Genomic DNA, 25,972 nt, shown 5'->3' on the forward strand with positions numbered 1-25,972 from the left:
TATTCGCATGCGTACGTTCCTCCGTCCGGCCTGCGGCCTCGCGGTGGCCGTGGGGTTCGCCGTGCTGCTGGTCGCCGCACCGGCGTCGGCCGGCGGCATCGCCAAGAAGGACGGTGGCGGGCAGGCCACCGTGAACGTGAAGAACAACGGCGGCGCGTTCGTCGTGCGGTTCTGCCTCAAGACCACCACCACGATGAAGCGGGCGCGCGGCAGCGACCGGTCGTGTTCCGGCTGGCTGGCGGTCAACAATTCCGCGACGCTGCGCGCCGACACCACCGACACGCTCGACGAGGTCTTCCTGGACACCGAGGTCGACAAGTTCTTCGGCACCGAGACCAGGGACGACAAGCTGATCACCGGTGCTACGGACTGCGAGGTCTCGGGCACCACGGAGAACTGGCCGATCCGGTGCAACACGCCGAAGGCGCCGGCCGTACCGGTCAGCGCGCCGGCGGTCGCCCCGTTCGCGATCAGCCCCACCGACCCCAACGATCCCGCGATGAGCCTGCTCAACCTGCTCGCCTGGTGCGTGACGGCGGCGGCGGTCGCCGGGCTGATCGTCACCGGCATGAACATGGCCCTGCAGATGCGCCGCGGCGAGCCGGGCGAGTTCTCCGAGCACTGGCGCGGCTTCCTCTACGTGGGCGCGGCCTGCCTGATCGGGGCGACCGCGGGTCCGGTGGTGTCGTTCCTCGGACTTCCCTACTGAGCCGGCTACCGAGCCGGCTCCCTTACCGACCGCCGTACGACCCACCTGAGCCAGGGAGGCAGACGTGGTGATTCGCCGATCCAGCACCGGCGACCGGGATGAACGGCGCTTCTGGAAGCGGCGGGGCTGGCAGCTGTCCGCGGGGTTCGTCGCCGTCGTGCTGGTCTTCGGGGCGTCCGCGGTGTTCCGCCACGATGGCGAGCCGCGGAGCGCCGCCGGGCCGCCGGTGACGGCCGGGCCGCTGGCGCAGTCGCTGAGCCCCGGGCAGACCCGGCCCGAGGGCTGCCGTACGGACGACTCGGACCAGTCGCCGCCCACCGGGCCGCCGGGCGATGTGACCTGGCGGCCGCTCAACGGCGGGTCGGTGCCGGTGTCGGCGTCCGCCGGGCCGCTGCGCGACGACGGGCCGGTCCTGTGGTGTTTCGCGCACACCCCGCGCGGCGCCGTCCTGGCGGCCACGGTCATCCCGAGGCAGCTGAGCGGGCCACGGTGGCGCGCGGTCGTCGCGCAGCAGGTGGTGGCGGGCAACCCGCGGGACATGTTCGCGGCGATGCGCGCGTCGATTCCCGACACCCCGCCGCAGTACATCGCCCGGACCGTGGCGGGTTTCCTGCTGCAGGACTACTCCCCGGACCTGGCGACCGTACGGCTGCTGATCAAGGACGGTCAGGGGCATTTCTCGAGGGTCGACTACACGATGGCCTTCGCCGGCGGGGACTGGAAGATCCAACCGCTGTCGGGAGGTGACCTGTACTCGGCGGAATCGCCGGTGCCGGACCCCGCCGGTTTCGTCATGTGGAGGAGCTGAGATGGCCGCCTGCAGTTCCGGAGACGCCACGTACGGTGGCGCGTTCGGCTGGGTCAGCGATCTCGCCGACAACGGCGTCGGCGGGGTGCTGCGCACGATCGCGTACTCGATCGTCAACGCCGGCATCCAGATGATGCAGAAGATCAACGACGTGCCCACCCTCGGACCGAAGGGGGAGGAGAACGCCGGGCGCATCACCGACCAGGTCAAGTGGCTGGTCGTCGCGATCGCGGTGGCGTCGCTGCTGTTCGCCGCGGCCCGCATGGCGCTGGACCGCAAGGGCGAGGCGGGCACGACCGCCCTCAAGGGCATCGTACGGATGATCCTGGTCGCGGGCGCCTCCACGTACGTGGTCACGAACCTCGCCACGCTGTCGGACAACTACACCGCCCACCTGTTCAAGGTGTCGATCGACCAGCTGACGTTCGTGATGTCGCGCTGCGGCAACGTCGATCTGGCGACGTTCCTGCTGATCGTCGTGGGTCTGCTGCTGATCCTGTCGGCACTGGTCCAGATCGTCATGCTGTACCTGCGCCTCGGCGTGATGGTGATGCTGTTCGGCACGCTCCCGCTGGCCGCCGCGTCGTCGATGACGCAGTGGGGCGGCGGCTGGTGGCGTAAACACCTCGCCTGGATGGTCGCGTGGCTGGTCTACAAGCCCGCGGTCGCCCTCGTACTGTATGGCGCGGTGGTGATGATCTCCACCGACGGCGGTGCCGACGCCGCCCAGCAGAAGATCGCCGGATGCGGCTTGCTGCTGCTGTCCACGGTGGCCATGCCTGCGCTGCTGCGACTGATCGTGCCCGCCGCGGCGGCGCTGGGCTCCGGTGACGGCATGGCGGCCGCGGTCGGCGCCGGCGGTGCCGCTGCGGGTGCCGCCGCGGCGATGGTCGGCAAGGGCGCCGGGTTCGCCCAGGGGTTCGCTGGTGCGGCCCGCGGCGCGGCCACCGGTGCCGCCTCCGCGGGCAGCGGCGGAGGCAGTGGCGGCGGGGCGGGCGGCGGTGGCGGCGCGGGCCGCTCCGGACAGTCGGGCGGCGGTTCCGGTGGGTCGGCGTCCCCCGGTGTGGGCATGCGGGGCCTGGGCGCCATCGCCGGGGCCGCCGGGATGGCCGCCGGGGCGGTGCGCGTCGCCGCCCAGGGCACCCAGACGGCCGCGACCGGCGCGACCCAGGCGTACTCGACGCTCAGCAGCCTCGGCAATGGCGCGGCGCCGGGCGTCCACGACGACGACGGCAGTAACCACCAGCGCTGACCCCGGCCGCGGCGGACCCGGCTCTCCCCAGGGACCGCCGCGGCCGGACCCGCCCGCCCGACGAGTGGAATCGAGCCGAACGAATGAGCAAGAAGGACACCACGCAGAACCTGATGTGGATGGTCTGGGTGCTGCTCGGTTCCGGTGGGCTGTTCATGCTGCTGCTGTGCGGCGTGGTCGGTCTCATCATCATCGTCTGGGCGGCCCTCTCGCCGGGCCTCTGAACGGCCACGTCACGTGCGGCCGGCCTGAACGGGCGCGCACACCGCGCCGTGGTGACACCAGCAACGTTGCTTCGGACACCGAGGAGGCATGAATGCCAGAGGTAGCCGAGGGCCGCGACCAGCCGCCGGCCGCGCCCCCGCCCCCGTCCGTCCCCGCCGCCGGTGCCGACACGCCCGCCGCAGGGTCCGAACCCGCCGCGCCCGCCGCCGGGTCCGACGCGGCCGCGAGCGGGCCGGTGTCGATGGAGGACCGGGCGCGACAGCTCGCCTCCGCGGTGTGGGAGCACTGGCAGAGGTATGGCTCGTGGGGCACCCAGCAGGGCGGCGCACTGGCCAGCCTCGTCGCGGAGAAGACCGGTGGCAGCGGTTCGAGGCCGGTACAGCTCACGGTGCTGTCGGCGAGCGTGGCCGACGCCCTGGCGAAGGCGGTCGACCATCTCGGCAAGGCCGAGTACTTCGGCGCAGCCGTCTACGTCGGCCACGCCGCCAACAACTTCGCCGCCATCTACGACGTGGCCGTCGGCAACGAGAAGAGCGAAGTCCACGGCCTGGTCACCTACGGTCTCGACACGACCAAGAACGTCGTCGACAAGGCGTACGAATGGTTCACGGACCGGCGGACCCAGCAGGAACAGGCCCGCCGCAGCGCGGACCCCGAAGCGGCGACCGCCCCCGTCGCGCTGCAGGCGGTAGCCGCCGCCGGGACGTCGACCAGAGCGCCGCAGGCGCCGCCGCCGACCCGTACGGGGTCCGCGAGCCCGCCTTCCGGCGACCTGCGGCGCCGGCAGACCGCGCCGGTGGCACCTCCGCCCGCGCGGCGCGCCCCCGGCGGACGCTAGTGGGCGCCCCGGCGGAACACGGCCCGCGCGATCTGGCGGCCGGCGCGATCCAGGGCCTGCGCGACCTGGCGTCCGGCGCGGTCGCGGACCGCGATGTCCCCGCCCGCGCCGACGCGGCCCGCCATGTCCTCGCCGCCCGGCTGCGCAGTGCGCGCAGCGAGTTCGCGCAGCAGCAGGCGAGGTCCGACAAGGAAGAGTTCGACGACAAGGTCACCGCCCACGGCGATCCCGCCAAGGCGGGGGAGTGGCGCGAACGTGCCGCGAGCTACTCGTACCGGGACCGGGCCGCCCACAGGGTGCTGGCCGCCGCCGCGGCGCTGCCGAGCATCCGCCCGGTGGCCGCGTCCGCGGTGGCGCGGCACGGCCTGCCGAAGCGCGCGGCGTCGGCCCGTCAACAACGGCGCCGCTAGCAACCTCCGACACCATGGGAGAAGTCATGCAGCCTCTCGACCAGGACACCCGGGCCGAGCCGCCCGAACCGTTCTTCATCCTCTACCTGAGCGGCGACGAGTACGCCGAGGAACTGGGCAGGCTCACGTTCTGGGTGGAGCATCTGCTGCTGCCGGTCTACGGCGCCGAAGTGACGTCGCAGTCACCCTGGTGCCCGCAGTGGCATCAGCACACCGAGGCGATCGGCCACCTGCACGCGCTCTGGCTCGGATGGCAGGCGAAGACCGGCGCGGAGGCCGACGCGATGGGTCCGCTGGAATGGCATCGGGACTGGCTGGGTCCGATCATGGAGGTGCTGCGCCACCCGTCCGGCCCGTTCGCCGGCTGCAAACCGGGCATGCACCGGGCGAAGGAACGGCCGACCGTCGAGCCCGCCGCGGAGCTCCTGAACGGCATGCCAGGACCCGTACGATGACCGGTGTGGTTGTGGAGCGATGACGGCTGAACTCAACGGCGGCGGGCCGCACGCCGTGCACCTGGTCGGGGCGTACTACCTGGACGCGCTCGACGACCGGGAGGCGGAGGCGGTCCGCAATCACCTCGACCATTGCGCGCCCTGCCGCACCGTCGCCGACGAGATGGTGGAGACCATCGCCGCGATGGCCGTGCTGTTCGAGCCGGACGACATCGCGCGCGCGGGCGAGGCGGACGCCGACGAGGACCAGGAGGACCCCCCGCCGGACTGACCAGCGGCGGCCACACCGCTTCCAAGAAGTTCGTGAATCCGTGAACCCGGCCCACCGGACACCCGTTGTGCGGTCGACCACGGTGCAGCACGAACGACGGAAGGGGTGTCCCGGTGAGAGCCAACACTGCCTCCCCGCCCGGGCCGGAGGAGGGGCCGGCAGCGGGCGGGATGTCCGGCCACGGGTCGCACCCGCCGAGGCACCTGCACAGCCTGCCGACGCCGGCCTGGACCCAGCCGACCACGGCGCTGCCGTCGCTGCGGGGCCGGGCGAGCATGCCGGCCGGGTACGACGTCGCGCCGGGAACCCCGGTCAGCACGCTGCCGACCCGGGAACCCGCGCAGACGCAACCGGCCACGCCCGGGCGGGCGGCGCGCAGCGGCGGCGGCGAGGGTTCCGGTGGGGACGGCGGGCCGGGTGGAAAGCCGAGCATCTGCTGGGTCGCGGCGCACGGCGGTGCGGGCGCCACCACGCTGGCGGCGGCCGTCGGCGGCGTCGACGTCGGCTGCCGCTGGCCCGACCCGTTCCGTGACGAACCGGCCCGCGTCCTGTTGGTGGCCCGGACGAACGCCGGTGGCATGCGGGCGGCGTCGCAGGCGCTCAACGCCATCCGGGAAGGGCGGCACCCCGCCGGCATGGCGATCACCGGACTGGTGCTCGTCGCGGACGCCCCCGGGCGCCTGCCGCGGGATCTGGTCCGCCGGATCAAGGTGCTGCGGGCCTGCATACCGGTGTGGCGGGTGCCGTGGGTGCCGCAGTGGCGCCTGGGCAAGCAGGCCGACCGGCTGCCGTCACAGGTGGCCAAGCTCGGCGCGCTCATTCCGTCGCTGCAGCGCACCGAGCTGCGCTGAGCCCGCCGGGCACGCACGCACATTCACCAGAACCGGAGGAGAAATGTCGATGTCCTTTCACAGTGTGCTGGCGCGCCTCGTCCCTGCAGACGTGCCGCAGCCCACCTCGGGCGGGTCCGCCCCCGGCCCGCTGGTCACGTACGTCACGACCGCGCTGAACCTGGTCGCCTGGGCCGGCACCGCGGCCGGGGTGGTCGGGGTCCTGGTCACCGGCGCGATGATGGCCATCTCCCACAAGCGCGGTGAGAGTTCGGAACACATGAGCCGGCTCGGCATGGTGCTGGGCGGCTGCATTCTCGTCGCCACGGCCGGGCCGATCGTCAGCTGGTTCTTCGGCGGCGGCGGCACCGGCGGCGCACCCACCAAGTAACCCGGCCGGGAGAGAGGCGTTTGCTCATGACCACGGAGACGTACAAGACTCCGACGTACGGCAACTGGCGGCGGCCCCGCAAGGCCGGGCTGGGTCCACTGGGGCTGGTCGGCACGGTCGGCACGTTCGGCGGACTGGTCGTGACGCTGCTCGCCTCGATGATCTCGCTGCGCGCCGCGATCGTGGTGGCCGTACCGATCGCGATCGGGGTGGCGCCGCTGGCGATCCGTACGCAGGACGGCCGCAACGTCTACAACATGGCCGGGTTGCGGGTGAGCTGGCTGCGCCGCAAGTCCAAACGGCAGCACGTGTACGCGTCCGGGCCGCTGTCCACCCGTCCGGGCGGCCGCTTCCGGCCGCCGGGCATGCTCAGCGACGTCACCATGCTGGAGGGCCGCGACCCGTACGACCGCCCGTTCGGGGTGCTGCACCACAAGCACCGCAACCTGTTCACGGTTGTGATCAGCTGCGAACCGGACGGCGGGTCGCTCGTCGACTCCGACCAGGTGGACATCTGGGTCGCCATGTGGGGTGAATGGCTGTCCCGGCTGGCGCACGAGCCCGGGCTGCGCGGTGCGTCCGTGGTCGTCGAGACCGCCCCGGACCCGGGGACCCGGCTCGCCACCGAGGTGCTGACCCGGATCTCCCCGGACGCCCCGCCGGCCGCGCGGGCCGTGATGGAGGAGGTCGTCGCCGGCTACCCGGACGCGTCGTCCGAGATGAACACGTACATCACGCTGACGTACGCCCCGGTGGGCGGCAGCCGCCGCGACCAGGAGGAGATGCTCACCGATCTCGCGTTGCGGCTGCACGGCGTACTCAACGGGCTGATCTCCGCCGGAGGTGGCTCCGCGGAGCCGCTGTCGGCGGAGCGGATCGCCGAGGTGGTCCGGGTCGCCTACGACCCGGCGGTCTCCTCCGACGTGCTGGACGTGCGCGCCCAGCAGGGCGGGACCGGCCTGGAGTGGTCCGACGCCGGGCCCGCCGCCACGGTGGAGACGGTCACCAGCTACCAGCACGACTCCGGCGTCTCCCGGAGCTGGCTGCTGACCATGGCGCCGCGCGGTACGGTCCGCGCCGGCATCCTGCGCAGCCTGCTCGGCCCGGTGTCCGGGATCCGCCGCAAGCGGGTGGCGCTGATCTACCGCCCGATCGACCCGGCCACCTCGGCCCGCCTGGTCGAGGCGGACCGGCGGGCGGCGCAGTTCATGGCGAACTCGACCCGGGGCCTGGTCCGCGCGCGGGCGGTCTCGGAGGTGCAGGCCGCCGAGCAGACCGCCGCCGAGGAGGCCACCGGTGCCGGTCTGGTCGAGTTCTCCGCGGTGGTGACGTTGACGGTCGATTCGCTCGCCGAGGTCGCCGAGGCCAACACGACGATGCGCAACCTGCTCGGCGCGACCCGGATCTCGATGCGGCCGGCCGACCGGATGCAGGCGGCCGCGTTCACCTGCGCGCTGCCGGTCGGGCTGCTGCCGTGGGAGCAGACGATGGTGCCGCACCAGCTGAAGGAGGCCCTGTGACCGACATCCTCACGCGGCTGCGGGTGCACGACCCCGGGTCGGGTTTCGCCAAGGGCGCGTCCGGCCCCACCACCGCGCTGCACGGCCTGGCGGTCCCGCCCGAACAGGAGCAGGACCGGGAACTCGACGAGACCGGCAAGCCCCGGGCCCGCCGGAAGGCTCGCAAGGCGCAGGCGCGGGGGCTGCTCGTGGAGAACCGGCACATGCAGCGGCTCGCGGACGGCGACCGCGAGGACAGCGTCCCGCACCGCGGTTCCCCCGTTCTCGGCGGCGGCCGGGTCGCGACGCTGGATCCGCCCACGATGTGGCGGGCGACCACGGTGCAGGCGTGCGGGCTGTGGCCGTTCGCGTCCGGGTCCGGCGCCCCGATGACCGGGGTGCCGCTGGGTCAGCACCTCAGCACGGGCGCGACGGTGTGCGGGGATCCGCTCAACTGGTTCACTCGTGCCCGCTACATCTCCAACCCGTCGCTGTTCATGCTCGGCATGCCCGGCCTGGGCAAGTCGACGCTGATCAACCGGATGCTGATCGGGCTGGCCGCGCAGGGTGTCGTGCCGCTGGTCCTGGGTGACCTCAAGCCCGACTACGCGGACACCGTGCGCGCCCTGGGCGGGCAGGTCATCTCCATCGGCCGCGGGGTGGGCGGCCTGAACGTCCTCGACCCGGGGGCGATGGGCGCGGCGGCCGCCCGGATCGGCGGCCGGGCCGGCGAGGCTCTGGCCGCGGAGACTCACGGGCGGGTGCTGAACATAGTGGCGGCGCTGCTCACCATCGTGCGGGGCGCGCCGATCAGCGACCACGAGCAGTCCGTGCTGTCCGCCTGCCTGCGGCACCTGCGCGAACGTACGCCGCAGGGCGGCACGTTCTACCTGCCCGACCTGCTGCGGGTCCTCGAGGAGGGGCCGCCCCGGGTCCGGCAGGTCACGTTGGACCGTGGCCAGGAAGCGCGGTACCGCGACGCGGTCGACCCGCTGCACCGGTCGCTGCTCGGCATCCTGGACGGTCCGCTGGGCGACACGTTCGCCTCCGAGACCTCGACGCACGTCGACCCCGACGCGACCGCGGTGTGCATCGACATCTCCCGCATCGGTGAGGCCGACGGCCAGCTCACCGCGGCGGCCATGCTGGCGGCCTGGTCCGACGGGCTCGGTACGGCAGCCGCGTCGCACGCGCTGGCCGATGCGGGTCTGGCGCCGCGTCGGTGGTTCTTCACCATCCTGGACGAGCTGTGGCGCCCGATGCGGGCCGCGTCCGGCATCGTCGACCGCATCGACGCGCTGACCCGGCTGAACCGGTCCCTCGGTCTGGCCGACGCGAAGATCACGCACACGCTGAAGGACGCCGAGGCGCTGGGCACCGAGGCGGACAAGGCCAAGGCCCGGGGCTTCGTCGAGCGCGCCGGCATGGTCGCCTGCGCGGGCCTGCCCCGCGCGGAGATGGAGGAACTGGGCAAGGTGGTGGGTTTGTCCCGGCGCGAGATCGAGCTGGTCTCGTCCTGGTCGTCGCCGCCGGGGTGGGCGCAGAACGGCGCCAACGAGGAGCCGCCCGGCCGCGGCCGCTTCCTGATCAAGGTCGGCGGGCGGCCCGGCGTCCCGATCCGGGTGGCGATCACGGACACCGAACGTCACCTGCACGACACCAACACCCGCTGGGTGTCGAACGGCTACAGCGAGCGGGTGGCCGAGGAGCGGGCCGCGCACCGGGCCGCGCTGGCGGCCGGCGACGTGGCCGAGCCGGGGTTCGCATGAGCGGCGCAGCGGGCGGGCGCGGCCCCGGCGGCGAGTTCCTGCCGTGGCTCATCCCCGGGTTCGCGCTGCTCAACCTGGTCGTGTTCGGTGTGCTGTGGCTCGGCGGCACGATCGGCGCCGCGGTCACCGGGCAGGGGTGGCACCCGCCGCCGTTCGCGGGCCGGGTCTACCTTGACCTGATCGTCGGCGCCCCGCACCGGGTGTGGCCGGGCGCCCCCGGGTGGGCGGTCTACGGCACCGCGGCCGTCCTGCTCCTGCTCGCCGTGCCGCCCGCGGTGCTGGTGGCGCGGCGGATGTACCGCCGGGCCGGGCGTACCAAGGGGTTGGCCCGGCGCAGCGAGCTGCACGGCATGACCCCGCAAGGCATCGAGGCCCGGGCGCGTGACCTGCGCCCGTCGCTCTCCGGTGTCCGGCGGCTGCACCCCGACGACACCGGCAACCTGCTCGGCGACCTCGACCCGGCCGGGCCGGAACTTCGCTCCTCCTTCGAGGACGTGGAACTCGACCTGATGGCGCCGCGCGCCGGCAAGTCCACCGGCATCGCCATCCCGCGGCTTCTGCGGGCCCGCGGCTGCGTGCTGCTCACCTCGAACAAGTCCGACGTCTTCACGGTCACCCGGCAGGAACGCGCGAAGGCGGGGCGGGTCTGGACGTTCGACCCGCAGGGCATCGCGCACGCCCCCCGCGAGATGTGGTGGGACATGCTGGCCGACTGCGACACCATCGAGGGCGCCCGCCGGCTGTCCGGGCACTTCGTCAGCTCGGTCAACGACGACGCGTCCAAGAAGGACTTCTGGATCTCCGCGGCGCAGAACACGCTGACCGCGCTGTTCCTCGCCGCGGCTCGCGGCGGCGCGCCGGTCACCGACCTGCTCGCCTGGCTCGCCGACCCCGCCGACCGGACCCCGATCGACCTGCTGCGGCAAGTCGGCATGCCCGCCATGGCCGAGCAACTGCAGGGCACCGTACGCGGTGCCGTCGAGACACGTGACGGCATCTACGAGACGGCCCGGCAGTGCGTGGCGTGCCTGCTCGACCCGGGCATCCTTGCCTGGGTGACCCCGGACCACCGGCTGCCGCAGTTCCTGCCCGAGCAGCACGTCATGAGCCGGGACACGCTGTACCTGCTGTCCAAGGACGGCGGCGGGTCGGCGGCCGGCGTCATCGCGGGCCTGGCCGACGCCACGATGCGCGCCGGTGTGGTCGCCGCGGAACGGATGGGCGGCCGGCTGGACCCGCCGATGACCGCCGTGCTGGACGAGGCCGCCAACGTGTGCCGCATCTCCGATCTGCCCGACCTCTACAGCCATCTCGGCTCGCGCGGCATCTACGTGGTCACGCTCCTGCAGAGCTACCGCCAGGGCGTACGGGTCTGGGGTGAGCCGGGAATGGACGCGCTGTGGAGCGCCGCCACGGTCAAACTGCTCGGTGCCGGGCTCGACGACGCCGACTTCGTCGACAAGATCGCCCGGCTGGTCGGCCAGCACGACGTCCGGACGGCCAGCTACTCGCGTAGCCGGGACGGGTCGTCGCGTTCCGTCTCGTACCGTCAGGAGCAGGTGTTGCCGGCCGACAAGATCCGCGCCCTGCCCAAGGGCACGGCGCTGCTGCTGGCGACCGGTGTGCGGCCCGCGCTGATCCGGCTGCGGCCGTGGTACAAGGAGCCGGATGCCGCACCGATCTCCGCCGCGGCGAAGCAGGAGGTCCAGGCGATCACGGAGCGGGCGGCGGCGAGCTGGGAGAACCGGCGTCGCTGGCCGCGGCAGGTCGCGACCGTTCCTCCCGTGGACGGTCGGTGAAATCCGCCGCGGGCCGCTGAACTTTCCCGGCGCGCGGGACGTCCCGCTGGTGACTCGCTTGTGGACATGAGGAGGACGTACGCCATGAGTCTCAATCAGGCACCGCTGCTCGATCTGGTCAACGGGATCAAACGCTCGAAGACACTGGCCGCGGCGGTGGATCTCGACCTGTTCACCTGGCTGGCCGGTGGCCGCTCGGCCACGGTGACGGAGTTCGCCGCCGAGTACGGCCTGAGCCAGCGCCCGGCCGATCTGCTCCTGACCGCGCTGGTGTCGATCGGCCTGCTGGACAAGGACGGCGACCGGTACGCGAACTCGGCGCTGAGTGAACGGTTCCTGGTCGCCGGGAAGCCGGACTACTTCGGTGGATACGTGCAGCTCTACGACCGGAAGATCTATCCGGGCTGGCTCGACGTGTCGCGTGCGTTGCGCAACAACCGGCCCACCGCCTGGGACCCGGCTGTGCAGGACAGCCTGTTCAGCGAGCACGACGCGCTGGTCATGGAGACGTTCTGGGAGGGGATGCATGCCATCGCGGGGATGACCGCGCGGGCTCTGGCCGACGTCTACGACTTTGCCCCGTTCCGGAGGCTGCTGGACGTGGGCGGCGGATCGGGTGGCTTCCCGATCGCCTTGTGTGAGCGCTATCCGGGGCTTTCCGCGACCGTGCACGACCTGCCGCACGTGTGTCCGATCGCGGCCGAGAAGGTCGAAGCGGCGGGCCTGGAGAACAGGATCCGGACCGTCGCCGGTGACTTCGCCAAGGATGCGGCGCTGCCGGCGGGACATGACGTCATCCTGCTGAGCCAGATCCTGCACGACCACGGCGAGGCGTCGAATCGCGCCCTGCTCAAGAAGTGCTGGGATGCCCTGCCACCCGGCGGTGCGGTGGTCATCGTCGAGTTTGTGCTCGACACCGACCGGACCGGCCCGCCGGAGGCCGCGCTGATGGGAATGACCATGCTGGTGGTCACTCCCGAGGGCAAGAACTGTTCGGACGCCGAGTACGCGTCCTGGCTCGCCGAGGCCGGATTCGTCGACCTGAAGGCCGTACGGTTCGAGGCCGCCGGCGCCAACGGTGCCGTCATCGCCCGCAAGCCGGCCGTCTGATGGGCGGCTCACGCCTGACCAAGGTGATGACCGTGGTGGGCACGCGGCCGGAGATCATCCGGCTGTCCCGCGTCATCAGCCGCCTCGACCGCACCGTCGCGCACGTCCTGGTGCACACCGGCCAGAACTGGGATCCGATGCTCAGCGACGTCTTCTTCGACGAGCTGGAGCTGCGCCGCCCGGACCGCTTCCTCGGCGTGGACACGTCCAGCCTGGGCACGGTGCTTGGCGGGGTCCTCGCGGGTATCGAGCAGGCCATCACCGAGGAACGGCCCGACGCGCTGCTCGTGCTGGGCGACACGAACAGCTGTATCGCCGCGCTGATGGCCCGCCGGATGAAGGTCCCCGTCTACCACATGGAGGCCGGCAACCGGTACTTCGACCTCAACGTGCCGGAGGAGACCAACCGGCGCATGGTCGACCACGTCAGCGACTTCAACCTGGTCTACACCGAGCACGCCCGCCGTAACCTGCTCGCCGAGGGCCTGCACCCGCGCCGCATCATGCACACCGGCTCACCGATGCGTGAGGTCCTGGAGCACTACCGCCCGAAGATCGACGCCAGTACGGTGCTGCGCCGCCTCGAACTGGAACCCGGCGGCTATTTCCTGGTCAGCGCACACCGCGAGGAGAACGTCGACGACCCGGTACGCCTCGGCAGGCTGGTGTCCTGCCTGCGGGCGGTACGCGACGAGTGGGACCTGCCCGTGCTCGTGTCCACCCATCCGCGCACGCGTAAGCGGCTGGAACAGCGTGCCGACGACCCGTCGACGCTGGAAGGCATCGTCCTCCACGACCCGTTCGGGTTCCCGGATTACGTACGTCTGCAGCTGAGTGCCCGGTGCACGTTGTCGGACAGCGGTACGGTCAGTGAGGAGTCGGCGATCCTGCGTTTCCCGGCGGTCCTGCTGCGCGACTCGACCGAACGGCCCGAGGCCCTGGAGAGCGGATCGATCGTCCTGTCCGGCCTGGGCGCCGAGGACGTGCTCGACGCGATCAAGACCCGGACCGGACCGGACGACCGGGACTGTCCCGCGGACTACGAGGTCACGGACACGTCGACGCGAGTGGTCAACGCCGTGCTGTCGACGGCGCGCAGGCACCACGAGTGGGCCGGCATCCGCAGGCGGGTCCCGGCCGCGGGGGAGGCGTGACTGAGTTGTCCGATTGACCAGCAATAACCGATTGCTCCAGCATCAGTGGCGACATTGGGCAGCCTTGCTACTGTCAGGCTTCCTTCGAGAAACCGTCGAAGCTGGTGGAGCGTGGTGGGGTTGTCGACCGGACTGTTCGCGGGGTTGCCCGACCCGGGCCGGGCGTCGACGCTCGACGAGCTGTCCGCCTGCCTGCGGGCACTCAAAGTTTGGGCCGGTAACCGGTCATATGAGGCGATCACGGCGCGGGTGAACGCCGGACGGCTGGAGGCGGAGGTCGTCGGCAAGACGACCGTGGTGGACTGCTTCCGGCCGGGCCGGCGCCGGATAGACGCCGATCTCGTGGTCGCCGTGGTGGATGTCCTGCACCCCGACCCGGGATACGTTCACCAATGGCGTCAGGCGCTGCGCGTGGTCGCCGGCCAGGCCAAAGCCGCCACCCAGGTCCGGGTGCAGGACATTCTGCCGCAGGACCTGCCGGAGTTCGCCGGCCGCCGCCCCGACATCGACGCGGTACGGCAGATCGTGCAGGACCGCGCGCGGGAGAGCTCGACCGTGGTGATCTCCGCGTTCGAGGGCATGGCCGGTGTCGGCAAGACCAAACTCGCCATCCACCTGGGGCATGTGCTGGCCGGCGAGCGCGGATTCGACCGGGTGATGTTCGTCAATCTGCGCGGATTCCACCACGACCCGGCGCAGCCGCCGGCGGATCCGGCAGCCGTACTGGACGGGTTCCTCCGACTGCTGGGTGTGCCCGGCCAGCAGATCCCCCATCGGCTGCACGATCGGGTGAGTCTCTACCGGAGGCGGCTGGCCGGCATCCGGTGCCTGATCGTGCTGGACAACGCGGCGAACGAGGAACAGGTCCGGCCGCTGCTGCCGGTGACGGCCGGGTGCGTCACGCTGGTGACCAGCCGCCGCAGCCTGTCCGAGCTGGACGCGGTGAGCCGTTACCCGGTGGACGTGTTCACCGAAGCCGAAGCGGTGCAGTACCTCGCGACCGCCGCACCCGACATCCTGGCCGGCGACGACCCCGGCGCCGCGGTGCGTATCGCCCACCGATGCGGATACCTCCCGCTCGCGCTGGCCCTGGTCGCCGGGCAGTTGCACGCCAAGCCCGGCTGGACGCTCACCGACCACGCCGACCGGCTCGACGAACGCCACCAGGGCCGTCGGCTCGACTCTGCGGTCGAGCTCGCCTTCGACGTCTCCTACCGCGGCCTGCCGGCCGGGGAGCGGCGGCTGTTGCGCCTGCTCGCCCAGCACCCCGGGCAGGACTTCGACGCGTACGCGGCGGCCGCCGCCACGGACACCGACGTCGCCACGGCGCAGTCCCGCCTGCACCGGCTGTGCACCGAGCACCTGCTGCAGTCGACCGGACCCGGGCGGTACACGCTGCACGACCTGCTGCGGGCGTTCGCCGCCACCCGGGCGGCCGACGAGGACCGTCTGACCGACCGGAACGCGGCCCTGACCCGGCTGCTGGACCATTACCGGGCCACCGCGACCGCCGCGGCGAACCATCTCGAACCGGCTGCGGCCCCCCTCCCGCCGCAGGGTCCGACGCTGGTCGACCTGCTCGAGCTGAGCGACGCCCTGCGGTGGCTCGACGCGGAACGCGCCAACCTCCTCGCCGTGTCGCGATTCGCGGCCGACCAGGACTGGCCCGCCCACGCCATCGACCTCAGCACCATCCTGCGCCGCTACCTGGTCGGTTTCGGCACGCATTCCGAGACCTTGAGCGTGCACCTGCAGGCGGCCGAGGCGGCGGAACGCATCGGCGACGACTCCGGCCAGGCCAAGGCGACTCTGAACGCGGCCGGCGTCTACCTGCATCAGGGGCGGCAGGCGGAGGCCCTGGAAACGTCCGAGCAGGCGCTGCAGCTGTTCCGGAAGATCGACGACCAGTTCATGCAGGCCGCGGCGCTCAACAGCCTGGGGATCGCCGAGCGGCACGGGGGGCAATACCAGGACGCGATCAGCCACTTCCAGGAGTCGGTGGATCTGCAGCGTCGACTGGGCATCAGCACCTGGCAGGGCACACCGTTGACCAACCTCGGCGTCGTCGAGTACCGGATGGGCCGGTACCACGATGCCCTCCAGCACTACCGGGAGGCGCTGTGTCTCGTCCGGGAACAGGGCGACCGCCTCACCGAGCTGAACCTGCTGGCCCTGATCGGCGAGGTCGAGCTGGCCCTGGGCCGGTGCGACGAGGCGGACCAGCGCCTCGCCCGGGTGCTCGACACCGCCCGGGAACTCCAGTACGAGTACATCGAGGGCAGCGTCCTGATCACGGTCGGTTGCCTGCACGTCGCACGCGGCGACCTCCGGCAGGCCGACACCGCGTTCCGGGACGCGCTCAGCATCTGCCGCAACACCGGCGACCGGCACAACGAGGCCGGTGCCCACAACGGGCTCGGCGAGCTGGCCCAGGCGCGCGGCCGTTTCGACGAGGCCGTCACGGAACACACGAGGGCTCTCACGGTGGCCGTCGAGGTGGACCAGCAGGCGCTGGCGCACGCCGGGCTGGGACGGGCCCGGCAGGCCCTCGGCGACCACGACGAGGCCCGCCGGCGCTACCGGAAGGCGCAGGAGATCTGGGCCCGGCTGAATCCGGCGAAGGCCGACCAGGTCGCCGCGCTGCTGGCGGCTCTTTGACGGACGGCACGACAGGGTCTACGGGTTGCGGGACAGCCATTGCCGCCGGTGCAGTGCGTTGCGGCGGGCCGCCTCGGCGCGGCTCACCTGACTGACCGGCTCGGTGCACCACCCGGCGAGCCGTTCGGTCATCGCCGCGACGAACCGCTGTCCGACCGGCGACAGTACGTTGGCGGCGGTCAGCTCCTCGGTGGCCCGCGTCGTCGCGGTGTGCCATCGCACGAACTCCACTTCGGCCTCGGCCCGCCCCTCGGGATCAGTTCTTCTGAACAGTTCCCGCCGCCAGAAGCCGGTCACGCCGAGGTGCGCGTACGCGCCGTGCAGCAGCGCTCCGGGAGGCCGTGGATCCGAGCGCCATGGCGCGTAGAACCGGCCGGTGGCGCCCGGCCGGATCAGCGGGAACAGGTCCATCATCGCGGACAGTTTGGCGTGCTGCACCTCGTGCGCGAGCGTGGCTGCCACCGCGTACGCGTCCGGTGGGGGAGACATGACCAGCATGCCGAATCCGTGCCGCAGAGTGGCGCTGGAGTAGCCCAGACCCGCACGTGCCTGCGGCACCAGGATGGACATGGTTGCGGCCACCTCGTCTGCCACGTCCGGATGGTCATGCGCGAGGCGGTGCCAGCCGGCTCCGATCCATTCGTGCCAGCGGCGGAGCCCGTGACGGTCGGTGGCCGGCGTCGCGTCGCCCGCGACCGTGGCGAGCAGACGCGGTGCGGTGGTGACGATGCGCAGGTCGAGGCAGCGGCCGGCAGCTTCGGCCCGGATTCGCGACGGCGGGTCGTCCGGGGCGACGAACTGGCCGATGATCGCGGCCAGCCCGCCGGGATCGATGTCGTCCGATGCCGTCTTCGCCTCCAGGCCGAACGCGGTGTGCAGCGCCCAGAGGCCGGTGAGCGGGGAGGCGATCAGCCGTCTCGCGACCGACGGGGCCCGTTCGGTCATGCGGCGCAGCATTCGGTAGCTGCGGGCCGCGGCCGTCGCCCCCGGATGGCCGTGCCGTGCGGCCGAGGCAACCACCGTCCGTATGAGCAGGAGGTTCTTGCTGTACTGCGCGCGGTGGAACAGCTCGATGATCGGTACGCCGCCGCCCCCGCCACCGAGCTCATGCACTGCGGATTCCGGCAGCTCGAACCTCCGGAGTGGAGGCGAGGACCGACGCCTCATCTATCGGATCTTAGCGGCATCTACCGCCAACGAGGCAAGGCAGATCGACATCGGTGAGAACGGAGGATTTCTCCTATCCTCTGTCTCGTGTGGCCGCCGAAACATCCCGACAGATGGTGGATGATCAATGGATCTAGAGGACGTGCCGTGCCTCATCTCGGATCTTGTGGATCTGGCCGGGGCCAGTCTGCGGCGGGTCGATGACATGCCCGAGTCCGCGCTGCTGGCGGGCCTGCGCCGCATTCTGGGCGAGGCGGGCGACCTGACCGAGCGGTACCAGGCGTTCGACAACTTCTCCGAACCGCACCACGGGCCACGGGCCTCAGACGATCCGGTCCGGTAGGGTCGCAAGCGCCAGTGCGCGGTCGAGTCGCGGAGACAACATGATCGTCAAGGACCCGCTCATTGTGAATCCGCTCCCATCACCTTTGAGCATCTCGTTCCTCGCCCCGTCGAGCAATACGGGGCGGACCAGCGCGGTGACCAATCTGGCCTGGCTACTCGCCCGCCGCGGGCGCAATACCGTGGTGCTTGAACTGAGCACCGAGGGCGCTCAGGTGCACGACTATCTCGGGCCGTTCTTCGCCGAGGCCGTCACCACGAAGCAGCTGTTCGGTCCCCGCGCCGCCGAACTGCTGGACGTCTCGGGACGCACGGATGCGACCGCCTGCCGTTACCTCGTCGGGCCGGGCCGTCTCGACGTGGTGCGCACGCGCACCTTCGGCGTCGAGATCGCCCAGGATCTGCGCGAAACGCTGCACGAGGCGCCGTACGACTACATTCTCGTCGACGCCTCCACAGAGAACTCCGCTTCCACACTCGCCGCGACGGCGGTGTTCTCGGATCGGGTGGCGGTCTGCCTGCGTCCGAAAAGCAGCAGCGTACGGGAGGCCGCGCGGCTCACCGAGCGGCTGTTCGACCAGCGGCCGGTGAACTTTCCGCCGGTGCTCGTGGCAGGGCACTTCGGGGCTGACGCGGAGCAGGCTGATCGCAGCCTGGCAGACATCGACCGCGAGTTCGGGCCGTTGCTCGGCGGCGGCAGCAGTTCGCTGGTCACGTTGCCGTCCCAGCCCTACTACGACTACCTGGCGCTGCTCAAGGAGCCGGCCGGCTCGCCGCTGCGCGACGCTTACACCCGGCTGGCCACGGCGCTGACGCAGCAAGATCCGGCCGCCCCGTGTGACGTGTCCGCGAGCCTGAGCAATCGTTACGTGGTGGCGATGGACCTCAGGGCCGGCTCCGGGCGGATGGACGGGCTGCGTGAGCGGATGCAGGTCCACTTCCACCCCGCCGACCAGTACTGGACGGAGTGGTTGTCCCGGCAGTTGGGGGAGAACGGCATCAAGGTCGAGCCCTGCCCGACCACCGGCACGTCCCCTCGGCCGGCCGACCGCCCGGTCGTCGTGGTGACCTCGCGGGCGTACGGCCTTGCCGAGGTGAACATGACGCTCGCCGCGTGGGCGGCGGACGGTGCCACTCCGGAACTGATCGTGGTGGCACTTCCCGGCGGCGCGGTCCCGACCGGCGGTCCACCGTTCACGGTGGTGGATCTGACCGACGAGCCGTCGGAAGAGGCCGCCACCAGCAGGCTGTTCGGGGCACTGGGCATGGCCGGCGCGGCCCACCCCGCGGCCGGGGGTCCGCGACGCCTGTTCGCCGGGCCGGAGCGCGTCAACGCGATCCCGGCGCAGGAAACGCCGTTCCTCGGCCGCGATCACGAGATCGGCGTGCTGCGCGAGCACCTGTCCCACGGGCACCGGGTGGTGGTGCGAGCACCGGGCGGGATGGGCAAGACTGCGCTGGCCCGGGAGTACTACGAGCGCTTCGCGGCCGACTACGACACGGTGTGGTGGATTCCCGCACACGACGTCCGCGCGGTTCGGCGGACGCTGATGAGACTGGGCGACGACCTCGCCGTGCGGCCGCGCGGCGACATGGTTGCCGCGACGCTCGAGGTGCTGGGCGCGGATCACCGAACGCCCGGGGTTGCTGCGCCCGGCAGATGGCTGCTGGTGTACGACGGTGTCACCGATCTAGAGGTGCTGAACGGCCTGTGTCCGGCAGGCGGCAACGGCCACGTCGTGATCACCACGCAGGACGAGGCGAGTGTGGTGACGGGCAGCGCCCTGGCCCTCGGCCGACTGGACCACAAGGAGCTGGTCAACGGGCTGATCGCTCTGGTGGAGGACGTGACCAAGGGCCAGGCGGCGCTGACGGAGGACGCGGCCGTCGAGCTCGTCCGAGCGGTGCGGGGTGCCCCGATGGGGGTGCGGCTGGCCTGCACCTACCTGCGGCGGATCCTGACGGGTCGGCAGCCGCAATCCGGAGCCGTGGTGACGACCGCGGCCGAGCTGCTGCGTACGGCCGTGGAGGCGCTCCGGACGACCGCCACTCAGAACGGGCTGGAAGGTCTGCTCACGCTCGTTCTCGAGCTGCTGCACCAGGATCCGTACGGAGTGCGGGCGCATCGCCTCGCGGAGATGTGCGGGTTTCTTTCGCCGGCCGGAGTCGACGTGCGGCTGTGGCACGCGCCCGCAATGCTCGAACAGTTCGCCCGAGCGTCGGGCGGTGACGACGGCACGGACGTCACCGCGGACGACATCGACCGGACGATCTGGACCGGCACCGCATTCGGGCTTCTGTCGTTCCGGTGGCAGGATCTTCAGCCGCTGCGCACGGTGCCTGCCCTGCAACGAATGCTGCTGGACCGGATGACGCCCGAGGACCGGGTGGAACGCTGTCGTCAGGTACGGCGCGGGCTGGCCGGGGTGGCGAACGCCTTGCCGTGGGAGGCGGACACCCGGATGCGGACGTCCGAGGCGAGGTGGACCGCCGCCATTCACGCCGAGCTGCAGCGGCACCTGGCTGCTTGTGCCGCGTTCGAGGACGACGAGCTGAGCACGCGGCAGTGGGTGGTGCGCCAGTTCCGCTATCTGATCCGGACCGCCGACCAGGCCAACCTGCGATACGCCGCGCCTCTGCTCACCGATATCCTCGAGCGTTGGCGCGCCGCTCATCCGACCGACCTGCTCACGTTGCGGCTGGCCAATGAGCTGACCAACGTGCTGCGCGGTCTCGGCCGTTACCGCGAAGCGCTCTCATTGGACGAGCTCATGCTGCGCCAGTTCGTGGCCCCGCTGCGCCGCGACCACTTCCGTATCCTCGTCGTGCGCCGGGGGATAGCAGCCGACCAGCGCGCGTTGGGGCAGTTCGCCACTGCATTGGCGCTGGACCAGGCGACCTGGAAGTTCGTCCACGACACGCACGGGTCCGAGCATCCGGAGACGTTGACGACGGGCCACAACCTCGCGGTTTCGCAGTTCCTCGCGGGTCAGGTGGCGGTTGCCCTGGTGACCGAGCAGCAGGTGCACGAAGGGCGGCGCCGGATCCTCGGCGAGACTGCCCGCCAGAGCATGTGGTCGGAGATGGAAATCGGGATCTACACCCGCGAGCTCGGCGCTTTCGAGGCTGCCGCGAGCCTGCTCCTGGTGTCGGACAAGAGGATGCAGCAGGCCGGCCTGCCCCGGCAGCACACGCTGCGGTTGCGGGCTCGGCGGCACTGGGCGATTGCGCACAGGCTGGCCGGCAACGCGCCGGAGTCGCCGGGGCCGTTGCAGATGATCCTGCAGGCGTACGAGGATCTGTTCGGACCGGACCATCCACAAAGCTGGGCCACGCGGCTGAGCGTGGCCGCCGAGGAGTACGACGCGGGCCACGCCACCCGCGCGGCGGAGCTGGCCAGTAGCGTCCTCGCGCACTACGAGGCGGACCTGGGCGAGCACCCGTTCACCGCGGCTGCCCGAGCCAACACCGCCGTTTACCTGCAGGGGGCAGGCATGCACGCGGACGCGGCGGCGCACGCGCGCCGCGCGCACGAGGGGCTGTTGCGCCTGCTCGGCGAACCGCACCCCTGGACGATCAGCGCACTGCTCGGTCGGGTGCTGGTCGAGGCGGAGCAGCAGAACCACGTGGCGGCCGCCGGGCTCGCCGAGGAGGCGTACGGGCTGGCGTGGGAGTTCCTTCCCAACCATCGGGGCATGCCCCGGCACCCCCACGTGCAGCTTGCCACGGAGTGGCATCGCCGCCTGCAGGACGACCAGGCAATCAATCTTCCCGTCGACTGGCCGATCGACGTCCGACGATACATTGAGATCACAATCCCGGAGACGTGACCACTTGCCTACAGACATCCCCGCGAGTGGATGACAGAGTTGCCCCAGTACGTCACCATGCGTGGTGCGGCGGTGCCGGACTGCGATGCGAGTCGGCCAGGAGGACTGGATGAGCATCCCCGAGGTGCAGGAGCCACCCGAGGTCCCACACACCGACGATGGCGGACGCACGACGGAGCGCACCGCACCCCACATCGGTGACACCATGGGAGCGACCCGCGGCATCTTCCGCCAGTACATGGCCGGTGTGCCACACCTTCGTCGCCTGGCCCACTACACGCACACCGACTGGGACTTCTCTGTCGGCTCAACGGGCGACCTCGACTATGACACGATCGGGTGCAATGTGGTCGCTGCGCTGACCCGGGTGAACGATCTACTGGCGCCGGTCGGCACCGGCGCGTTGATCCGCACGGTCGTCCATGGCAGTCGCGGCGCACTGATCTGCGCGTCGATCGTGGAAGGCGAGCAGGTGGTGGCGGTTGCGCCGGACCCGACGAGCCGGCAGTCGCTGCGCGACGAGCCAACCCGGCTGGCCGACATGGCGGTGGCCGCCATGGTCACCGAGATCCGCGACAGCTTCGGTCAGCGGCCCCAGGCCCCGGGCGGATACGGCCGCGACGAGGTCCCCGACCCGTTCGCGTGGACGCCGCCCGACGCTGGTTCTGCCCTCGAGTCCCGTATCCGCGCGGTCCTCGATCCGGTGGAACTCCAATATGTCGCGGTCCTGTACGACGGCAGCATGGAACTGGTCCGCGACGTGTTCGACGAGCCTGCGGCGGAGGTGTATTTCCGCGCCGGATACACGCCCGCCGTGCGACGTGACTTCTACGCCCGCTTTCTGCCCACGCTGGAGAGGCACGCGCAGGAGATCGGCGGCATCGTCAACCCGGCGGTCGGCCGGGGCCTGCGCCGGCTGGTGCTCGACGTCCAACGAGGCGCCATCTACTACTACCGGGTGGATCCGCGGACGTATCTGGTCGGGGTCACGCTCAACCAGGACCGGGTGCCGCACGCCGACCTCAAGACCGAGTGGCTCAGCCGTCCGCCGTCCGCGGAGGTTCCATGATCGCCGAGGTGGGCAGGTTCCTGACCGGTCTCCGCCGACGCTTTGGGGCCTCACCGACCCTGACCGACCTCGGCCGTCTGGCGGCATTCTTCGCGGTGGTCATGATCGGCGCCTCGACCGCGCGGTGGCTCGGCGCCACCGATCTGATCCACTCGACCGCGTACGCGGTCGGCGCGTCCGTCCTGCTCGCGGTCGGGTTGTTCGCCAGCACGTCCGGCATCAGCCTGGACCAGGCACGCAGCGACGCCACGCTGGTGCTGCTCGCCGTCACGGTCGGCGTACTCGCCAAGACCGCGATCATCGCCGGCCTCATGTGGGCTGTCTTCCGCCGGCCCGAGATGGCGATCCTGGGGGTCGTCGTGGCGCAGATCGACCCGCTGTCGGTTGTCGCGATCCGGAAGCGCTCCCGGCTGTCGCCGCGGGCGCAGAACATCCTTGCGGCCTGGTCCTCGTTCGACGACCCGATCACCGTTCTCATGACCATGTACCTGGCTGCGTGGCTGTTCGCCGGCACGGCCGGAGGGACGCTGGACACCGTGTCCGGGACCGGCTCGGCGCCGCTGCAGCTTCTCCTCAACGCGGCGCTGGCGCTGGTCGCGTACGTGCTGTGGCGCGCCACTGGCGCGCGCCGAGCCACCGGCATGCACCGGCGCCGATGGCTCATCCTTCAGCGCGCACTGCTGCTCGTTGTCGCCGTGGTGGCGGTGTGGCGCACCCTCATGCTGGGCCTCGCGACGACCGGACTGTTCTTCCGCCCTGGACTCACGACATTTCTCGAGCGGGCCACACGCATCGGCTTCTGGCTCGCCGCGTTGGCGGTCGGCCTCGGAATCACGCACGGCGTCGGCCTGCGCGCCGGCCTGGTGCTCGGCGCTGCAGCGTTCGGGTCGCAGGTCCTGGTGGGTTACGTGCTCACCGTGCGGTTACCTCGGGCCGACCGGATCGACCTGGCGCTCGGTCACCAGAACGGCATCACCGCGATCGTCCTGGCTCTGCTGTTGGAGCCCCGGATCCCGGGTACGGTCGCCGTGGTCGGGCCGGCCGTGGTCGTGGTGAATCTGCTGCACGGGGTGACCAATGGGGTGTGGGCCCGGCTGCGGCGCCGCGCCGTCCAGCCGTCACCGGTACGGTCAGCCGACCACTCGGTGAAGGCGGTCGCGTAGGGCGTGCCGAACCCGCCCGCCCAGCCCCTCGAAGGCCTCCGGGACGGTGCGGCGCTGGCTCGTCGACCGGCCCGTGTCCGCGTGTGGCGTGAGTTCCGCCAGGCCGGCCACAGTGAGCCCCGGCAGCTCCTCACACATTCGATCGAAGGTCTGGCACACCAGGGCGAGCTGGTCCCAGAGTCGCTCGTCGGATTCCCGCCCGATCGCGCGCTCGTACCACACCTCGATCGCACTGCGCAGCGCGGCGAGTAGCCGATCCAGCAGGAAACCGGTCCCGGCGGCGCGCTGCACCTCGGGAGAAGCCAGCCGGTCGACCCGGAACGGAACGGGCCCGGGGTCGCGGTCGACCCGCATCGCCTCCCGAAACGTCGCATCCATGTCGGCGAGTTGATACAGCGCGCCTTCGGCGTCCGCGAACAGGGCGGTGACCTCATCCGGGAGCGGTGCTTCGGCCGACGGCGGCTGCGGGGAGCGGCTCGCCTCCACGGCGTGCAGGCGGTCCAGGATCCTCGCGAACTGGCGATTGACGTTGACCTGGAAACCCGCCAGTTGCGTGGAGGTCTGGCCGAGCAGACGGTAGACATTGGTCTGCTGACGGACGACCCGGTCGAGCACCGCCCCGTCCACGGCACGATCGACTCCCGGCGGCCCGGGCGGGAGCAGCCGGTCGACGGCCGACTTGAACGCCCCCGCGAAGTCCTCGCCGAACTGCGAAATCTCCGCTCGCAGTGGACGCCCGCCCATGTCTCGCGTCAGCTCGATGACGTACTCGTTCGAGACCAGGCCGGTCACGACGAGGATGATCTGAACGTTGCCCGGTCCCTCGCGCAGTGCGGCCGCGTGGTTGCGCAGGCGCGCGGTGGCGTCGGCGCTGAGGACGAAGTCCGTGATGAGCACCGCACAGTGTGCGTCTTCACCGATCTCGATCCAGTAGTCGACCGGCACACCGGGTTGCCCGACGCGCCGATCGATCAGGTACGGCCAGCCGGAAGCGCTGAGCACGCTCTCGATCTCGCGGTGCACGATCGCGGTGAGGTTGACGTCGTACTCGCCACGGACGGCCTCGCGGACCATTGCCGGATTGATGTCGACACCCTTGGCGACCGCGGTCTCATACAGCCTGCGGCCGATCCGGACCACGGTCCGCGCCACGCCGCCGACGAGGTCCACAAGATACTCGATGGTCGTCGGCGTGAACGGGGCGAGCGCGGCCACACCCGAGTCCTCCGGTCGTCCGCGGGTGATGATCGCGGTCGCGTCCATGGCGGTGAAGGGCCGCATGCGCACCGGTTGACCGATGCGCTGCTTGATCGACGGCCGCAATGACTCCACCGATTCCGGGACACCGGCCAGCAACAGGAATCCACCGGCCCTGATGAAGATCTCGAGGAACTGCTGGAAGGAACTCATCACGTCAGCGTCAGGCCGGTCACGCCGGAGCAAGATCTGCTCCAGTTCGTCGATGACCAGCAAGAAGGGGATCCGGGCATGCCCGTACAGCAGGGTGAAGACGCCCATGGCCTGCAGGGCCAACGATTCCGTGCTGATCGTCTGCCCGATACCGCGTTCGCGCAGCACGGGGTCGGGTGCGTGGCCGAGCAGCCATTCGCGCACGGACGCCTCGAACTCGGGCCGCAACAGCAGGGTGAGTGAGAGGGCGAACTCCGGCTGCGAGGTGACGCGTTCCAGCCGTTGCCGCAACGCCTCCAGGAAGTCACTCTGCGCGAGGCCGTAGCGTTCGACCACGCTGACGGGATCGAGGATCCCCCGGTCCAGATCGGCGGCCACGCGCGCGGTCAGTTCGGAGCTGCGCAGCGACTCGGCCACGATGTCCGAGTAGACCCGCCGCACCAGGTCGGGCAACTCGCTCGGAAAGGGAATCAGCAGTTTTTCGGCGAAGTCCTCATAAAGCTCGACGAACGTCTGATTGCGAGCCAGCACGTACATCGTGTGGATTGGGCCGTCGGCTGTTGCCCGGGCCTGGTTCAGTACGTGCTGCGCGAGATAGGTCTTGCCCATGCCGTGCTCGCCCGTGACCGCGAGGATTCGGCCGCCATTGCCCGGCAATGCCGCCAGATAGTCCGAAACGGACCGTGTCGCCTCCTCGATCGCAGGAGTGGGAATGGTGAAGCCGTCCGGGTCGTACATCGACCCCAGTGGCACCGGTACGAAGGGATTCGCGCCGTGGTCCGGACGGCGTTCACTCGCGCCCATTGCCCACCG

At 71.1% G+C, this 25,972-nt stretch carries 22 protein-coding genes; 20 read left to right on the forward strand and 2 right to left on the reverse strand.

Annotation, left to right across the window (positions count from 1 at the left end; genetic code table 11):
- Window positions 1-7: 7 nt before the first annotated feature.
- From ACMCNK_RS00660 to ACMCNK_RS00735, 16 genes are all read left to right on the forward strand, one after another.
- Entirely contained in the window at window positions 8-709 is a 702-nt protein-coding gene (locus tag ACMCNK_RS00660; protein ID WP_412734397.1) for a hypothetical protein, read from the forward strand.
- Between the two features lie 64 nt (window positions 710-773).
- Complete coding sequence (locus ACMCNK_RS00665; RefSeq protein WP_412734398.1) at window positions 774-1,517, forward strand: hypothetical protein; 744 nt, start codon at window positions 774-776, stop codon at window positions 1,515-1,517.
- Window position 1,518: 1 nt separating this feature from the next.
- Window positions 1,519-2,769, forward strand: a complete 1,251-nt coding sequence (locus tag ACMCNK_RS00670) for a hypothetical protein (protein ID WP_412734399.1) — start codon at window positions 1,519-1,521, stop codon at window positions 2,767-2,769.
- Window positions 2,770-2,852: 83 nt separating this feature from the next.
- On the forward strand, window positions 2,853-2,993 hold the full coding sequence (locus ACMCNK_RS00675; protein ID WP_412734400.1) for a hypothetical protein: 141 nt from the start codon (window positions 2,853-2,855) through the stop codon (window positions 2,991-2,993).
- Window positions 2,994-3,085: 92 nt separating this feature from the next.
- Window positions 3,086-3,832, forward strand: coding sequence for a hypothetical protein (locus ACMCNK_RS00680; RefSeq protein WP_412734401.1), 747 nt, complete (start codon window positions 3,086-3,088; stop codon window positions 3,830-3,832).
- Complete coding sequence (locus ACMCNK_RS00685; protein ID WP_412734402.1) at window positions 3,832-4,242, forward strand: hypothetical protein; 411 nt, start codon at window positions 3,832-3,834, stop codon at window positions 4,240-4,242. Before ACMCNK_RS00680 ends, ACMCNK_RS00685 begins: the two co-directional genes overlap by 1 nt.
- 26 nt (window positions 4,243-4,268) lie before the next feature.
- The gene (locus ACMCNK_RS00690; protein WP_412734403.1) at window positions 4,269-4,697 is read left to right on the forward strand and encodes a DUF4913 domain-containing protein; all 429 of its coding nucleotides are present in this window, start codon (window positions 4,269-4,271) and stop codon (window positions 4,695-4,697) included.
- Between the two features lie 19 nt (window positions 4,698-4,716).
- The gene (locus ACMCNK_RS00695) at window positions 4,717-4,968 is read left to right on the forward strand and encodes a zf-HC2 domain-containing protein (protein WP_412734404.1); all 252 of its coding nucleotides are present in this window, start codon (window positions 4,717-4,719) and stop codon (window positions 4,966-4,968) included.
- Between the two features lie 113 nt (window positions 4,969-5,081).
- Entirely contained in the window at window positions 5,082-5,819 is a 738-nt protein-coding gene (locus tag ACMCNK_RS00700) for a DUF6668 family protein (protein WP_412734405.1), read from the forward strand.
- Window positions 5,820-5,868: 49 nt separating this feature from the next.
- Window positions 5,869-6,189: a hypothetical protein gene (locus tag ACMCNK_RS00705; RefSeq protein ID WP_412734406.1), complete on the forward strand. Its 321-nt coding sequence runs from the start codon at window positions 5,869-5,871 to the stop codon at window positions 6,187-6,189.
- 26 nt (window positions 6,190-6,215) lie between these two features.
- The gene (locus ACMCNK_RS00710; protein WP_412734407.1) at window positions 6,216-7,709 is read left to right on the forward strand and encodes an SCO6880 family protein; all 1,494 of its coding nucleotides are present in this window, start codon (window positions 6,216-6,218) and stop codon (window positions 7,707-7,709) included.
- Window positions 7,706-9,457 carry an ATP/GTP-binding protein gene (locus tag ACMCNK_RS00715; protein ID WP_412734408.1) on the forward strand — a complete coding sequence of 584 codons (1,752 nt, stop codon included), beginning with the start codon at window positions 7,706-7,708 and terminating at the stop codon, window positions 9,455-9,457. Before ACMCNK_RS00710 ends, ACMCNK_RS00715 begins: the two co-directional genes overlap by 4 nt.
- The gene (locus ACMCNK_RS00720; protein ID WP_412734409.1) at window positions 9,454-11,256 is read left to right on the forward strand and encodes a type IV secretory system conjugative DNA transfer family protein; all 1,803 of its coding nucleotides are present in this window, start codon (window positions 9,454-9,456) and stop codon (window positions 11,254-11,256) included. Before ACMCNK_RS00715 ends, ACMCNK_RS00720 begins: the two co-directional genes overlap by 4 nt.
- Window positions 11,257-11,340: 84 nt before the next feature.
- A complete protein-coding gene (locus ACMCNK_RS00725) occupies window positions 11,341-12,366 on the forward strand; it encodes a methyltransferase (RefSeq protein ID WP_412734410.1) in 1,026 nt (341 codons plus the stop codon).
- Between the two features lie 26 nt (window positions 12,367-12,392).
- Window positions 12,393-13,520, forward strand: a complete 1,128-nt coding sequence (gene wecB, locus ACMCNK_RS00730) for a non-hydrolyzing UDP-N-acetylglucosamine 2-epimerase (RefSeq protein ID WP_412740723.1) — start codon at window positions 12,393-12,395, stop codon at window positions 13,518-13,520.
- Between the two features lie 111 nt (window positions 13,521-13,631).
- Window positions 13,632-16,178: a tetratricopeptide repeat protein gene (locus ACMCNK_RS00735; protein WP_412734411.1), complete on the forward strand. Its 2,547-nt coding sequence runs from the start codon at window positions 13,632-13,634 to the stop codon at window positions 16,176-16,178.
- A gap of 18 nt (window positions 16,179-16,196) precedes the next feature.
- Here the strand turns inward: ACMCNK_RS00735 and ACMCNK_RS00740 are convergent, their stop codons facing one another.
- Window positions 16,197-17,291: an aKG-HExxH-type peptide beta-hydroxylase gene (locus ACMCNK_RS00740; RefSeq protein ID WP_412734412.1), complete on the reverse strand. Its 1,095-nt coding sequence runs from the start codon at window positions 17,289-17,291 to the stop codon at window positions 16,197-16,199.
- 181 nt (window positions 17,292-17,472) lie between these two features.
- On the opposite strand from ACMCNK_RS00740, the gene fxsA reads away from it, so the two are divergent.
- The 4 genes from fxsA (at window position 17,473) to ACMCNK_RS00760 (ending at window position 23,749) form a co-directional block, all read left to right on the forward strand.
- Window positions 17,473-17,688, forward strand: a complete 216-nt coding sequence (fxsA, locus tag ACMCNK_RS00745; protein WP_412734413.1) for an FxSxx-COOH cyclophane-containing RiPP peptide — start codon at window positions 17,473-17,475, stop codon at window positions 17,686-17,688.
- A 136-nt stretch (window positions 17,689-17,824) separates the two neighbouring features.
- The gene (fxsT, locus tag ACMCNK_RS00750; RefSeq protein ID WP_412734414.1) at window positions 17,825-21,517 is read left to right on the forward strand and encodes an FxSxx-COOH system tetratricopeptide repeat protein; all 3,693 of its coding nucleotides are present in this window, start codon (window positions 17,825-17,827) and stop codon (window positions 21,515-21,517) included.
- Window positions 21,518-21,626: 109 nt separating this feature from the next.
- Entirely contained in the window at window positions 21,627-22,586 is a 960-nt protein-coding gene (locus ACMCNK_RS00755) for a hypothetical protein (protein ID WP_412734415.1), read from the forward strand.
- Window positions 22,583-23,749, forward strand: a complete 1,167-nt coding sequence (locus tag ACMCNK_RS00760; RefSeq protein WP_412734416.1) for a hypothetical protein — start codon at window positions 22,583-22,585, stop codon at window positions 23,747-23,749. Before ACMCNK_RS00755 ends, ACMCNK_RS00760 begins: the two co-directional genes overlap by 4 nt.
- Here the strand turns inward: ACMCNK_RS00760 and ACMCNK_RS00765 are convergent.
- On the reverse strand, window positions 23,717-25,912 hold the full coding sequence (locus tag ACMCNK_RS00765) for an ATP-binding protein (protein ID WP_412734417.1): 2,196 nt from the start codon (window positions 25,910-25,912) through the stop codon (window positions 23,717-23,719). The two genes, ACMCNK_RS00760 and ACMCNK_RS00765, sit on opposite strands and share 33 nt — an antisense overlap.
- Window positions 25,913-25,972: the final 60 nt, after the last annotated feature.

The organism is Krasilnikovia sp. MM14-A1259 (genome assembly GCF_047159535.1).
In the GTDB taxonomy this organism is placed as follows: domain Bacteria; phylum Actinomycetota; class Actinomycetes; order Mycobacteriales; family Micromonosporaceae; genus Actinoplanes.

What these genes read in the sequence shown, in the direction of transcription:
- ACMCNK_RS00760 (WP_412734416.1), top strand. Translation starts at nt 22,583, where the DNA reads ATGATCGCCGAGGTGGGCAGGTTCCTGACCGGTCTCCGCCGACGCTTT.
- ACMCNK_RS00720 (WP_412734409.1), top strand. Translation starts at nt 9,454, where the DNA reads ATGAGCGGCGCAGCGGGCGGGCGCGGCCCCGGCGGCGAGTTCCTGCCG.
- ACMCNK_RS00690 (WP_412734403.1), top strand. Translation starts at nt 4,269, where the DNA reads ATGCAGCCTCTCGACCAGGACACCCGGGCCGAGCCGCCCGAACCGTTC.
- ACMCNK_RS00660 (WP_412734397.1), top strand. Translation starts at nt 8, where the DNA reads ATGCGTACGTTCCTCCGTCCGGCCTGCGGCCTCGCGGTGGCCGTGGGG.
- ACMCNK_RS00710 (WP_412734407.1), top strand. Translation starts at nt 6,216, where the DNA reads ATGACCACGGAGACGTACAAGACTCCGACGTACGGCAACTGGCGGCGG.
- ACMCNK_RS00695 (WP_412734404.1), top strand. Translation starts at nt 4,717, where the DNA reads ATGACGGCTGAACTCAACGGCGGCGGGCCGCACGCCGTGCACCTGGTC.
- ACMCNK_RS00725 (WP_412734410.1), top strand. Translation starts at nt 11,341, where the DNA reads ATGAGTCTCAATCAGGCACCGCTGCTCGATCTGGTCAACGGGATCAAA.
- fxsA (WP_412734413.1), top strand. Translation starts at nt 17,473, where the DNA reads ATGGATCTAGAGGACGTGCCGTGCCTCATCTCGGATCTTGTGGATCTG.
- ACMCNK_RS00680 (WP_412734401.1), top strand. Translation starts at nt 3,086, where the DNA reads ATGCCAGAGGTAGCCGAGGGCCGCGACCAGCCGCCGGCCGCGCCCCCG.
- ACMCNK_RS00705 (WP_412734406.1), top strand. Translation starts at nt 5,869, where the DNA reads ATGTCCTTTCACAGTGTGCTGGCGCGCCTCGTCCCTGCAGACGTGCCG.
- ACMCNK_RS00755 (WP_412734415.1), top strand. Translation starts at nt 21,627, where the DNA reads ATGAGCATCCCCGAGGTGCAGGAGCCACCCGAGGTCCCACACACCGAC.
- wecB (WP_412740723.1), top strand. Translation starts at nt 12,393, where the DNA reads ATGACCGTGGTGGGCACGCGGCCGGAGATCATCCGGCTGTCCCGCGTC.
- ACMCNK_RS00675 (WP_412734400.1), top strand. Translation starts at nt 2,853, where the DNA reads ATGAGCAAGAAGGACACCACGCAGAACCTGATGTGGATGGTCTGGGTG.
- ACMCNK_RS00670 (WP_412734399.1), top strand. Translation starts at nt 1,519, where the DNA reads ATGGCCGCCTGCAGTTCCGGAGACGCCACGTACGGTGGCGCGTTCGGC.